The sequence below is a fragment of the Arthrobacter sp. 2RAF6 genome (genome assembly GCF_052115205.1).
Classification (GTDB): domain Bacteria; phylum Actinomycetota; class Actinomycetes; order Actinomycetales; family Micrococcaceae; genus Arthrobacter.
Window position 1 is genome coordinate 40054 of the sequence record NZ_JBFRGF010000011.1, and the last position, 12368, is coordinate 52421.

Here is a 12368-nt window from a genome sequence, read left to right on the forward strand (position 1 = left end):
GCGGCAGCAAATTAGCACAAGCGTGCTGTGAAACCGCTCAGTCCGGATAGGAAGCCAACCAGATGGCTACGTCCCGGTAGGCCTGCTGCCGGACGGTACGCCGTGACAGGAACACATCGTGGAGTGCGCCTGGATAGCGGAATACCGCCGTCCGGCGCCCGAGGCCCAGGGCCCGGCGGGCAGTCTGCTCGACGTCGATCACGGCGTCGACGCGCATGAGCTCCGCGGTCCACTCGGCCTGGATCCGGGTCCGGCCGGAAAGCAGCACGAGCACCGGGGCATCGATATTGAGTTTGCGTTCGACGGCGGCGTGGCCCGCGAGGACTGCCTTGGTCCACCCTGCGCGGATCGGGAAGGAAGCCCGCGGCCTCCATTCCGCATCAAGGGTCCATTCGCCGTGGGCCAGGTTGCTCACGCTTTCCCAGTAGGCCGGCATCTCCGGGAAGCGGAAAGGACGCTTGGGGTCGGTGCGCGCAAACGGCTCCACCACGTGCATCGCGATGCTGCGGATCAGGCTGCTGCCCTGGAGCTCCAACCACGGCGAATTCAACGTCAGCGTGGCAATGCGGCCCGGATTCCGGTCAGCCCACAGCGCCGCGATCAGGCCGCCCAGCGAATGGGCCAGGAGGTGGACGGTAGGTGCGTCCGCGCTACCCGTCATCTCGGCAACATCCTGCTGGATGGCCTGCAGGGCGGCGTCGAGGTCTTCGTCATAGACCGTCAGGTCTGTGGTGTAGCCGGGTGTCTGGCCCGGCCGCAGGCTCCGCCCGAACTTGCGCAGGTCAAGCGCATAGAAATGGAAGCCCGAGGCGCCCAGGAACTCGGCCAGTTCCGTCTGCATGAAGTAGTCTGCCCAGCCGTGGAGATACAGCACAACCCTCGGTGGCCCCTGGGTGACGGGAACGTCGCGCCGGCGCCGGCGTCGAGTGAATGCCGTCAGCGCATCCAGGAGCCCGTGCGGCACTGACGGTGCGGCCACCGGCCGGACGTGTCGGACGAGGGTGGCGCAGACCGGTCCCTCCTCGTCCGGTGGAAGTTCGAGCTCCAAGGCCTCGAAACCACCGCCCAGAAAGTCCCGTTGCCAGACCGGCAACCCCAGTTCCGTGGTCATGGCGTTCCCCCCGCTTGTCCAAGCTCGTGGCCTGCCGGAGGTACAGTCCCTGGCCCATTGGTGATGTACCCGTGAATCCAACGCGCCAGCCTGTCGTAGGCATCGGCGCGCACCGGACCGGCCGACAGGAACACATCGTGGAGGCCGCCGTCGACCCGTTCCAGGGTGACGGTCCGGCCAAGGGTCATGGCGCGGACGGCCATGGTGTTGACGTCCAGCACAGCGTCCGAACGCCTCATCGACTCCTGCCAGACCATGCCGTTGGCGCTAGCTCCAGAGATCAGCACCAGGATCGGGATGTCTATTCTCAGCCCGTGGGCCACCCTCGTGTGGCCGCTGAGAACCGCACTGAGCCAGCCAGCCCGCATAGGGAAGGCCAAGGGTGGGCGCAATTTTGGATCGAGGAGCCATTCGCCCTCGGCCGAGCTGCTGATGCTGCGGAAATAGAAGCCGCGTTCGGGCAGGCGCAGGATTGTCGTGGGCCGGAACCGTGCGAGCGGCTTCACCATGGTCTGGGCTGCGCGGCGGACCACGGAGCTTCCGTGCATTTCAAGCCAGGGGCTATTGAGGACGAGGTATTGGACGGAGCCGGGATGGCTGCTGACCCACAAAGCCGCAACAAGGCCCCCGGTGGAATGCCCCATGAGGGTCAAAGAGCCGGGCTCCTGACCACGCTGGTCCGCGGAACGGATCATCTCGATGGCCTTGCCGATTTCGGCGTCGTAGTCGTTCAGGTGCTCAACGTAACCGCCGGGCCTGTCCGATTGCAGGCTGCGGCCATGGTTGTGCATGTCCAACGCGTAGAAATGGAAGCCTTGTTCGGTCCAAAACTCTGCCAGGGCGACGTTGAAAAAGTAGTCGCTCCAGCCGTGGAGGAAGAGCACCGAACGGTTGGCCGGCGGGGGTGAATCACCCGGGCCGCCGGCGCCCTGCCGCGGGACATGACGGACGAGCGTCGCACGCCGGACAACTCCGTCAGGTCCAGCCGCCTCGAATGCGCAACTTTCGAAGTCCGCACCGAGGATATCGGTCTGCCAGTCCATGGGAACAGCTTAGACACTCGCCGCGGCATCGTGCCCGGCTACGCGTCCGGAGAACAGGCACCCGCCAAGGAACGTCCCTTCCAATGCCCGGTAGCCATGGATTCCTCCTCCGCCGAAGCCGGCAGCCTCGCCCGCCGCATACAGGCCCGGCACGGGAACTCCGGAACCGTCAAGGACTCGTGAACGAAGGTCTGTTTGAAGTCCGCCGAGGCTCTTGCGCGTCAAGACCGAGAGCCGGACAGCAAGGAGTGGGCCGTGCTTCGGGTCGGTGAACCGGCGCGGAGGGGCCACACGCATGATCTTGTCGGTGGCGAAACGCCGGGCCGCCCGGATTGCGGCGAGCTGCGGGTCCTTGCCCAGCCCGCTCGCCACTTGCAGGTCCCGATCGCGGATGAGTGCATCGAGCTGGGCGGAATCGATCAGCGCTGAACCCGTCAGCGCGTTCATTTTCGCGGCGAGCTCCACGGCCGTTGCGGCTTCCAGGAAATCCACGCCGCGGTCCAGGAAGATCCGCAACGGGGATTCGCTGCCGGGATTGAGCCTGGAAACAAGGAGCCGTATGTCCTTGCCTGTGAGATCCGGGTTCTGCTCTGAACCTGACAAGGCGAATTCTTTCAGCGCGATGGTCCGGTTGCACACGAACCACGAATGACCGTATCCGCTCGCGAGGATATGCCGGAGGGCGCCCAGCGAGTCGAAGCCCGGAAAGAGCGGAGCGGGCAGTTGCCGTCCATTCGCGTCAATCCACAGTGACGATGGACCGGGCAGGATGCGGATGCCGTGCAAGGGCCACACAGGGGAGTGGTTGTGGATGCCTTCGGGGTAGTGCCACATGCGGTCACCGTTGATGAGCCTTCCGCCGGCGGCCGCGGCGGCAGCAAGGAACTCGCCATCGACGGATGCGGGTACGCCGCTCAGCATGTGTTCCGGCGCACTACCGTCGGGCCATTGCTTCCGCACCATTGCATGATTTCCACCAATTCCGCCGGTGGTGATGATGACCGCTCCCGCGGTCGCCTCAAAGTCCCCGACGACGGTCCGCGACGACGCTTCGCCGCGTCCGGCTCCGGACGCCTCAAGGATCTCGCCGCCGACCCCGGTGACGCTGCCCGCCGTCGTCGTTATCGCGGTAGCGCGATGCCGGAAGTGGAGGGATATCCTTCCGCGGGCCACGCCTTCGTTGACTTTTGCCAGGAACGGTTGCACGACGCCGGGTCCCGTGCCCCACGTGACGTGGAACCGCGGGACCGTGTTGCCGTGGCCTTGGGGACCATAGCCGCCCCTTTCTGCCCACTGAACCAAGGGAAAGAGCCGCACGCCAAGGGAGCTCAGCCAGCGGCGTTTCTCGCCGGCGGCAAAATCTACGTACGCTTCGGCCCAACGGCGGGCCCAGAAGTCTTCCGGCCGGTCAAAGGCCGCGGACGCCAGCCAGTCACTCAAGGCGAGCTCGGGGCTGTCCTTGACGCCCAGCCTCCGCTGCTCGGGAGAATTGACCAAAAACAAGCCACCGAAGGACCAATGTGCCTGGCCGCCCACGGAGGCGGGCGGTTCCTGGTCCAGGACAACAACCCGTTTGCCTTCGGCGTAGGCTTGGGCGGCGGCGACCAGTCCCGACAGTCCCGCCCCAATGACGACCACATCGACTTCAATGATTGCCTTGGAGTGAACTCCCTCACGCGGATTGCTCGGCATTCGTACATGCTACCGTCCGGTAACCGCGCTGGTTTGGTGCGCGACCCGTAAACCGGAAAACTAGGACCATGCGCGTTTACCCCACATTCTTCAAGTTGGCCTTCTCCTGGATGGATGCCGAAAAAGCCCACAAGATCGGCTTCCAGGCGATCCGCTTCGCACACCGCTCAGGCGCAGGACACGTTCTGGCCAAAATCACCGCTCCGCACCCCTCCCTGCGCACGGAGGCTTTCGGGCTGACGTTCCCGTCGCCCTTTGGCCTTGCGGCGGGCTTCGACAAAGAGGGCCACGGAATCGAGGCCCTCGCTGAGCTGGGCTTCGGCCATGTGGAAGTGGGTACGATCACCGGCCAGGCTCAGCCCGGCAATGAGAAGCCACGGCTTTTCCGCCTGATCGAGGACAAGGCCGTGATCAACCGCATGGGCTTCAACAACGACGGCGCAACGGCCGTGGCCCCGCGGCTCAAGGCTGCGCGGGCGGCACTGCAGCGGACGCATTCAGGCGTTCGTCCCGTGATCGGAGTCAACATCGGCAAGACCAAGGTTGTTGAGCTCGACGACGCAGTTGAGGACTATTTGGTCAGCGCCCGCAACCTGGCACCCGCCGCCGACTACCTGGTAGTCAATGTCAGCTCGCCCAACACTCCGGGACTGCGCCTGCTCCAGAACGTCGAAACGCTTCGCCCCCTCCTGCGCGCCGTCGGAGATGCCGCAGACGAATCCGCCGGCCGCCATGTGCCGCTGCTCGTCAAGATCGCACCGGATCTGGGCGACGAAGACATCGACGACGTCGCCCGCCTCGCCTTGGACCTCAAGCTCGACGGGATCATTGCGACCAACACCACCATCGGCCGGGAAGGCCTGGTTTCCGACCCGGCCAAAGTGGACGCGTGCGGCGCCGGCGGACTCTCCGGCGCACCGCTCAAGGAGCGTTCGCTCGAGGTACTGCGCCGGCTGAAGGCTGCGGTGGGGGAGGGCCTGGTGCTCATCGCGGTCGGCGGTGTGCAGTCCGCGGCCGACGTCCAGGAGCGGCTCGACGCCGGCGCAACCCTCGTGCAGGGCTACACGGCATTCCTCTACGAAGGTCCGTTCTGGGCTGCGGGCATCAACAAGGCCTTGGCCAAACGTCGCAGTTAAGCGTCGCCGCTAAGCAGGGAGACGAGCACCTGGACCACCAAGTGCGGTCAAGCAAAAAGACCCTGGAACAGCGGTTCCAGGGTCTTTTTGATTCGTCGGGCTCTTGTCCTCGCGGGTAGGGGGCCTTAAGCGGGGTACTGGCCTCGCTGCACTTGCGGCTTCGGCAGGCGCAGGCGACGGAATTGCAGGGAACGCATGCTGCCGTACCAGACGGTGCCTCGCTCGACATCGCCGAACTTCCGCGTCAAGCCCTTGCGCAACTTGCGGGAGAGCACGAACACATCCGCGAAGACCGCGAGGAACATGACCCAGAAGCCGATCAGGATGTAGCTCAGGGCGTCGCTTCCTGAGGGAATGATGAAGGAGATGACCACGAAAAGCAGGGCACCGAACATCAAGTACTCACCCAGGCTGAAACGGGCATCGACATAGTCGCGCGCAAAACGCTTCTGGGGTCCCTTGTCCCGCAGCGGGAGGTACTTTTCGTCCCCGGTGTCCAGGGCCTGGCGCATTTTCTGGCGCTGATCCTGCACGGCAACGCGTTCGGCTTCCTTCGAGGCCTTGCGGTCCGTCGGCACGAGGGGTCGCTTGCGGGCCGCTTCCTGTTCCTTGCGCTTGGGCGTGGGAGCGCCCTTGCCAGCGCCTTTCACGGCGGCATCGGCGGCAAGCTGGTCTACTTGGTCTTGAGCGCTCGGCTCATCCTTTTTACGTCCAAACACCACTACAGAATACCCCGCAGGAACCGCGCCAAAGTCGACGTGACGTGCCGCCTTGCGAATGAGCCCGCCACGCCGCCAGGTCCGGTTCCCCAGCGCCACTCCCGGCGGTAGTGTTTTCGCCATGACTTCAATGAATGCGGAGATCCCGCAGACCTTTTCCGGCGGCTCCGGCACGATCAATGTTGATGCGCTCAAGTCCTCGATCGATGCTTCTTTCGACGAGACCATGGCCCGTTTGAAAGCCCTGGTCGCCATCCCGGGGATCGCCTGGCCCAGCTTTGACCCCGCGGAACTGGAGCGCAGCGCCGAGGCTGTCGCGGCGCTGATCCGCGGGTCGGGCTTCCGCGACGTACAGATCCTGCGCTGCGACAAGGCCGACGGGACCCTCGGAGGCCCTGCCATCGTTGCTCGCCGCGTTGCCGCGCCGGGCAAAGCAACGATCCTGCTCTACGCGCACCACGATGTGCAACCGCCGGGCGACGTGACCTTGTGGGACACCGAGCCCTTTGTGGCCGAGGAACGCGATGGCCGCCTTTACGGCCGTGGCGCAGCCGACGACAAAGCGGGAATCATGGCCCATCTGGCTTCCTATGCCGCCGTAACCCAGGTATTGGGAGACGATTTCGGACTTGGTGTCACCTTGTTCTTCGAGGGCGAAGAAGAAGCCGGTTCGCCGACGTTCCGCACTTTCCTCGAAACCCACCGCGAGCTCCTCGAAGCGAACGTCATCGTTGTTGCGGATTCAAGCAACTGGAAAGTCGGCGTTCCCGCTCTGACAACCAGTCTCCGCGGCTTGGTGGACGGCACCTTCGAAGTGCGGGTCCTGGATCACGCCGTGCACTCCGGCATGTTCGGTGGTCCCGTGCTGGATGCGCCGACCCTTCTGTCCCGCCTCATCGCCACCCTGCACGACGACGACGGCAACGTGGCCATCGAGGGCTTGGTCGCCAGGGACGACGTAGTAGAGGACGTTGACGAGGAACAGTACCGCGCCGATGCCTCCGTGCTCGACGGCGTACGGCTCGCAGGCAGCGGCAGCATCGCCTCGAGGCTCTGGACCAAGCCCGCGCTCTCCATCATCGGCATCGACGCACCCGCAGTCGACGTCGCATCCAACACGCTGCTCCCCGCCGCGCGGGCAAAGTTCAGCCTGCGATTGGCTCCCGGGCAGGATCCCGATGCCGCCATGGACGCAGTGGGAAGGCATCTGGAGGCGAACGCACCCTTCGGAGCAAAGGTGACGTTTGTGCCGGGGGAACGGGGCAACGCCTTCTCCACCGATACGTCATCGGCTGCGGCCCGGATCGCCATGTGGGCGCTGGGTGAGGCCTGGGGTGTGCCCGCCGTCGAAATGGGGATCGGTGGATCAATACCGTTCATCGCGGATCTGACAGATACCTATCCCGATGTCCAGATCCTGGTGACCGGCGTCGAGGACCCGGACTCACGAGCCCACAGCGCCAACGAATCCCTTCACATCGGTGATTTCCGCAATGCTGTGCTGGCTGAGGCACTGATGCTCGCCCGTTTGAACACGGAAGGCCTCTGAGCAATCTGCATCGACCGGGAACAAGGCAGGGGTCCGGCCGGTTACGTTAGGAGTTATAGCTATGCGCCGGCTCGACGTAGCATGTAGCTATAGCCCGCACGTATTTGGGTAAGGGCAGGCAGCGCGAAGGCGCAGCCGCCAAGAGCTTCATAAGAAGGTAGGCCAATGAGCACTGCAACCAACGAAAACAGCACCGGAGCGCAGCTCGCAGGCGGCGAGCTTCCTGAGCACGAGGTCAAGTTGACCGATGTCGCCGCAGGCAAAGTCCGGAGCCTTCTCGAACAAGAAGGCCGCACGGACTTGCGGCTCCGCGTCGCTGTTCAGCCGGGCGGCTGCTCGGGCCTGATCTACCAGCTCTACTTCGACGAGCGTCTGCTCGACGGCGATGCCGTCCGCGACTACGACGGCGTCGAAGTGGTTGTCGACAAGATGAGCGTGCCTTACCTGAGCGGTGCCAGCATCGACTTCGAGGACACGATCTCGAAGCAGGGCTTCACCATCGACAACCCCAACGCCGGCGGGTCTTGCGCCTGCGGCGATTCGTTCCACTAGCCCGGGCATTCGCAGACTGTTGGCCCAGTTCAGGCACGGGTTAAACCCGGGCCGACGCACTGGGCCAGCATGTCGGCGAAAACCGCTCGGTAGCGGTAAGCTCTACATCGGGTAGTAAAACTTTAGTGTGCCCGGTGGGCTTCCGGCCGGCCGGGCTGCAGCAACAAGAGGAAGGGCCGTCTGTGAGTTCGCAGAACCGAACCGGCAGCCGACGCATAAAGATCACCTCGATCACTGGCTTGGCACTAGCCGGCGCGTTGGTTTTGACCGGATGTTCACCAGAGGTAGAAAAAGGCTGGTTGCCCACGGAACGTGGCACCACCAGCAACACCGATCGGATCATGGACCTCTGGGTCAACTCATGGATCGCCGCACTCGCCGTCGGCATTATTACTTGGGGCCTGCTGGTCTGGTGCATCATCGCCTACCGCCGCCGCAAGGGCACCACGGGTTTCCCGAAGCAGCTTAGCTATAACCTCCCTCTGGAGGTCTTTTATTTGACCATTCCGCTGTTCATGGTGCTGGTGTTCTTCTACTTCACCGATCAGGACCAGCAGGCGATTGATGATCGCTCAAAGCCGGCCGACGTCACCATCGACGTTCGCGGCAAGCAATGGGCTTGGGACTTTAACTACGTCAAGGGCTCGGTCATCACCGATGACCTTCACGAAGCGGGAGTCCAGGCCCACCTCACGGGCGACGCGATCGACTTGAATCAGCTGCCGACGCTGTACCTTCCCGTGAACAAGTCGGTTGACCTCGAGCTCAACTCCCGCGACGTCATCCACTCTTTCTGGGTTCCGGCCTTCCTGCAGAAGCGCGACGTGATTCCTGGCAAGACCAACTACATCAGGTTGACCCCCACCAAGGAGGGCACCTATGACGGCAAGTGCGCCGAACTTTGCGGTGAATACCACTCTGAGATGTTGTTCCGCGTGAAGGTCGTTTCCGAAGCCGAGTTCCAGGCACACATGGATCAGCTTCGCCAGAGCGGCAACACCGGTCTTCTCGATTCGAAGTACGACCGCAACCCGAACCTGAACGCAAAGAATTAAGGGACGCGACGTGGCTACTTACACTCAATCAGCCGGGGTCCTCGAGGCTCCCGTAGTACCGAAATCCAAGGGACGCATCGTCGTCAACTGGATCACCTCCACGGACCACAAGACCATCGGGTACATGTACCTGATCGCGTCCTTTGTGTTCTTCTGCCTGGGCGGCGTCATGGCGCTGCTGATGCGTGCGGAGCTGTTCGAGCCTGGCATGCAGATCCTGCAGACCAAGGAACAGTACAACCAGCTCTTCACGATGCACGGCACCGTGATGCTGCTGATGTTCGCAACGCCGCTCTTCGCGGGCTTCGCGAATGTCGTCATGCCGCTGCAGATCGGTGCCCCGGACGTTGCCTTCCCGCGGCTGAACGCACTTGCCTTCTGGTTCTTTCTTTTCGGCTCGACCATCGCCGTGTCCGGCTTCATCACCCCGCAGGGTGCCGCCTCCTTTGGCTGGTTCGCCTACGCGCCGTTGTCGGACACGACGTTCACCCCGGGCGTCGGTGGTGACCTTTGGGTCTTCGGCCTGGCGCTGTCCGGTTTCGGAACAATCCTGGGTGCGGTCAACTTCATCACCACGATCATCTGCATGCGAGCTCCGGGCATGACGATGTGGCGCATGCCGATCTTCACCTGGAACACCCTTGTGACAGCCATCCTGGTTCTCATGGCGTTCCCGCCGCTCGCGGCCGCGCTCTTCGCCCTCGGCGCGGACCGCCGCTTCGGTGCCCACATCTTCGACCCGGAGAACGGCGGAGCTGTCTTGTGGCAGCACTTGTTCTGGTTCTTCGGCCACCCTGAGGTTTACATCATTGCCTTGCCGTTCTTTGGCATCGTCTCTGAGATTTTCCCGGTCTTCAGCCGCAAGCCGATCTTCGGCTACAAGGGCCTCGTCTACGCAACCATCGCCATTGCCGCACTGTCGGTGACCGTCTGGGCGCACCACATGTATGTCACCGGATCGGTGCTGCTGCCGTTCTTCTCCTTCATGACGATGCTGATCGCGGTACCCACCGGCGTGAAGTTCTTCAACTGGATCGGAACCCTGTGGCAGGGCTCGATTACTTTCGAGACGCCCATGCTCTGGAGCATCGGCTTCCTGGTCACCTTCCTTTTCGGCGGGCTGACCGGCATCATCCTGGCTTCCCCGCCGCTGGACTTCCACGTCTCGGACTCGTACTTCGTCGTGGCGCACTTCCACTACGTGGTCTTCGGCACGGTGGTATTCGCGATGTTCGCAGGCTTCTACTTCTGGTGGCCAAAGTGGACCGGCAAGATGCTCAACGAACGGCTCGGCAAGATCCACTTCTGGCTTCTGTTCCTGGGTTTCCACGGCACGTTCCTGATCCAGCACTGGCTCGGCGTAGAGGGCATGCCCCGGCGTTACGCTGACTACCTGCCGCAGGACGGCTTCACCTGGATGAACCAGTTCTCCACGATTTCATCCTTCGTGCTCGGCGCCTCGCTCCTGCCGTTCTTCTGGAACGTCTACATCACGTGGCGCAGCAACAAAAAGGTGGAAGTGGACGATCCCTGGGGCTTCGGTGCTTCGCTGGAGTGGGCTACATCCTGCCCGCCGCCGCGGCACAACTTCACCTCCCTTCCCCGCATTCGTTCCGAACGTCCTGCTTTGGACCTCCACCATCCGGAACTCGCTCAGCACCACACTGCGCAGAGCCCTGAGCCGGTAGCAACAGTGCTCGGCAACGCCGATCAGAAGGACGCGAAATGAAAATCGAATCTTGGATTTTTGGCGCCGGGAGCTTTTTCTTCGTACCGGTGGCGCTGGTCTATGGTTTTCTGAACCACTGGAATGAGTGGGTGGGCACCCTCGGTATCCTCCTGGTCGGTGGCCTGGCAGGCATGATCGGCGCTTACCTCGGTTTCACGGGCAAGCGAGTCGGCATGCGTCCGGAAGACCGTCCGGACGCCGAGATCCACGAAGGCGCCGGCGAGCAGGGACACTTCAGCCCCTGGAGCTGGTGGCCGCTGGTCCTCGGCTTGGCCTGTGCCGGTGGCTTCCTTGGTCTGGCTGTAGGTTTCTGGATCACGTTTGTCGCCGCTGGCCTGGCTCTGGTTGCCTTGGTCGGCTGGGTCTTCGAATACAGCCGTGGAGACCACGCCCACTAGAAGTACTTGAAAAACGACGGCGGGCCCCACCTATTGGTGGGGCCCGCCGTCGTTGTATCCGGGTCGTATTTGGATAACGCACCAAGCGCGTCAACAGGGCGCTTGCCCGTTCACTGGCCTTCTACGGCCTCCAGGACGGCCGATAGCGCGGCCAAGGCATCGTTTACCTCATCAAGAGTGCGACCGGCTTGTAGCGCTTCTCCGGAGACGGACAGCACCACTTCGCACCCATGGCCGAAATCTTCGGCCATGACCTCGAGCAAAGACCGGGCATCCACCGCTTGCTGGCCGGGCTTGCGGATCGTCACCGGAAACCCCGTGGCGGTCACAGCCCGCACGAACACGGCAGCAGCCCGTGCATGGAGGCCGATCTCTGCGGCGACGATGGCTTTGTGCTCGGGCAAACCGGCTCCTTTGACTCGGACGGCCAGATGCCGACTGCGATTTTGATCCCTACAAGCGTAGCGCTGCCTAACGGCGGCACCGTTCGCAGTGCTCAGCCGGTCTAGACCTGCCGGTGGATTGGCCTACGCTTATTTCATGAATGATTTCGTGGCCGGAGACCGTCGTGCCGACTGACGCAGCACGTATTGCGGGGGAGATCGACCGCAAGAGCGGTACCCCTATCTACGTTCAACTGCGCGAGATCCTGCGCAGTTATATCTCCCAATCCTGTAAGCCCGGGGCCGCGTTGCCTTCGGAGCGGGACCTCTCCGAACGATTCGGACTTGCCAGGATGACGGTGCGGCAGGCCATTGACGCCCTCGTCGGCGAGGAAGTCATTGAACGCGTGGTTGGATTGGGAACTTTCGTTCGCAAACCGAAGCTGGACCTTCAGGTGAAGCTCACGTCGTACAGCGAGGAAATGCAACGCCGCGGCATGGTCCCGGCAGCCAAGGTCCTGAGCTTTGAACAAATCGCCGCGAGTGCCTTCCTGGCGAGGGAACTCCAACTGGAGGAAGGGACGCCTCTGGTCCGCTTCAGACGGCTCCTTCTCGCCGACAACGAACCCATGAGCGTGGACGAGAACTTCATTCCTGCCCATCGCGTGCCAGGCCTTTTGGACGAGGCACCTCCCACTTCCCTGTACAACGTGCTGAGCGAAAAGTACGGACTGGTGATGGAGTGGGGAGAGGACATGATCGAAGCAACGGCAGCTTCGCCGTCAACGGCGCGGTTATTGAACGTAGATGTCGGTACTCCGTTGCTCAAGATTCAGCGCCATGCCTTTGTTGCCCGCGCCATGGTGGACTACTCCGTGTCCTACTACCGTGCCGACAGGTACAAGTTGTGGGTCCCGTTGCAGCGTCCGGGCGTCCGGTCCACGCGAAGCCAATCCACGGGGTACCGCACCCACTAGCTCAAAGCATCCAGAAGCGCCCGC

Annotated in this window: 12 protein-coding genes; 7 read left to right on the forward strand and 5 right to left on the reverse strand. The window is 63.1% G+C overall.

The window, feature by feature from the left end:
- Positions 1-37: 37 nt before the first annotated feature.
- Genes AB4Z38_RS10190 through AB4Z38_RS10200 form a run of 3 tightly spaced genes read right to left on the reverse strand, consistent with a single transcriptional unit; the run spans position 38 to position 3846 of the window.
- On the reverse strand, positions 38-1111 hold the full coding sequence (locus AB4Z38_RS10190) for an alpha/beta hydrolase (protein ID WP_441429598.1): 1074 nt from the start codon (positions 1109-1111) through the stop codon (positions 38-40).
- Entirely contained in the window at positions 1108-2154 is a 1047-nt protein-coding gene (locus AB4Z38_RS10195; RefSeq protein ID WP_441429599.1) for an alpha/beta hydrolase, read from the reverse strand. Before AB4Z38_RS10195 ends, AB4Z38_RS10190 begins: the two co-directional genes overlap by 4 nt.
- 9 nt (positions 2155-2163) lie before the next feature.
- Positions 2164-3846, reverse strand: coding sequence for an FAD-binding dehydrogenase (locus AB4Z38_RS10200; protein WP_441429600.1), 1683 nt, complete (start codon positions 3844-3846; stop codon positions 2164-2166).
- Positions 3847-3914: 68 nt separating this feature from the next.
- Between AB4Z38_RS10200 and AB4Z38_RS10205 the strand changes: the two genes are divergently transcribed.
- Positions 3915-4982: a quinone-dependent dihydroorotate dehydrogenase gene (locus tag AB4Z38_RS10205; protein WP_441429601.1), complete on the forward strand. Its 1068-nt coding sequence runs from the start codon at positions 3915-3917 to the stop codon at positions 4980-4982.
- Positions 4983-5107: 125 nt separating this feature from the next.
- Here the strand turns inward: AB4Z38_RS10205 and AB4Z38_RS10210 are convergent, their stop codons facing one another.
- Entirely contained in the window at positions 5108-5701 is a 594-nt protein-coding gene (locus tag AB4Z38_RS10210) for a DUF3043 domain-containing protein (protein WP_441429667.1), read from the reverse strand.
- 121 nt (positions 5702-5822) lie between these two features.
- Between AB4Z38_RS10210 and AB4Z38_RS10215 the strand changes: the two genes are divergently transcribed.
- From AB4Z38_RS10215 to AB4Z38_RS10235, 5 genes are all read left to right on the forward strand, one after another.
- A complete protein-coding gene (locus AB4Z38_RS10215) occupies positions 5823-7250 on the forward strand; it encodes a dipeptidase (RefSeq protein WP_441429602.1) in 1428 nt (475 codons plus the stop codon).
- Between the two features lie 165 nt (positions 7251-7415).
- The gene (locus AB4Z38_RS10220; protein ID WP_059390004.1) at positions 7416-7802 is read left to right on the forward strand and encodes a HesB/IscA family protein; all 387 of its coding nucleotides are present in this window, start codon (positions 7416-7418) and stop codon (positions 7800-7802) included.
- 182 nt (positions 7803-7984) lie between these two features.
- A complete protein-coding gene (ctaC, locus tag AB4Z38_RS10225) occupies positions 7985-8857 on the forward strand; it encodes an aa3-type cytochrome oxidase subunit II (protein WP_441429603.1) in 873 nt (290 codons plus the stop codon).
- A gap of 10 nt (positions 8858-8867) precedes the next feature.
- A complete protein-coding gene (gene ctaD / locus AB4Z38_RS10230; protein ID WP_441429604.1) occupies positions 8868-10586 on the forward strand; it encodes an aa3-type cytochrome oxidase subunit I in 1719 nt (572 codons plus the stop codon).
- Positions 10583-10984, forward strand: a complete 402-nt coding sequence (locus AB4Z38_RS10235; protein ID WP_441429605.1) for a cytochrome c oxidase subunit 4 — start codon at positions 10583-10585, stop codon at positions 10982-10984. Before ctaD ends, AB4Z38_RS10235 begins: the two co-directional genes overlap by 4 nt.
- Before the next feature lie 110 nt (positions 10985-11094).
- Here the strand turns inward: AB4Z38_RS10235 and AB4Z38_RS10240 are convergent, their stop codons facing one another.
- Positions 11095-11388 carry an HPr family phosphocarrier protein gene (locus tag AB4Z38_RS10240; RefSeq protein ID WP_441429606.1) on the reverse strand — a complete coding sequence of 98 codons (294 nt, stop codon included), beginning with the start codon at positions 11386-11388 and terminating at the stop codon, positions 11095-11097.
- Positions 11389-11528: 140 nt separating this feature from the next.
- On the opposite strand from AB4Z38_RS10240, the gene AB4Z38_RS10245 reads away from it, so the two are divergent.
- On the forward strand, positions 11529-12344 hold the full coding sequence (locus AB4Z38_RS10245) for a GntR family transcriptional regulator (protein ID WP_441429607.1): 816 nt from the start codon (positions 11529-11531) through the stop codon (positions 12342-12344).
- Positions 12345-12368 lie beyond the last annotated feature (24 nt).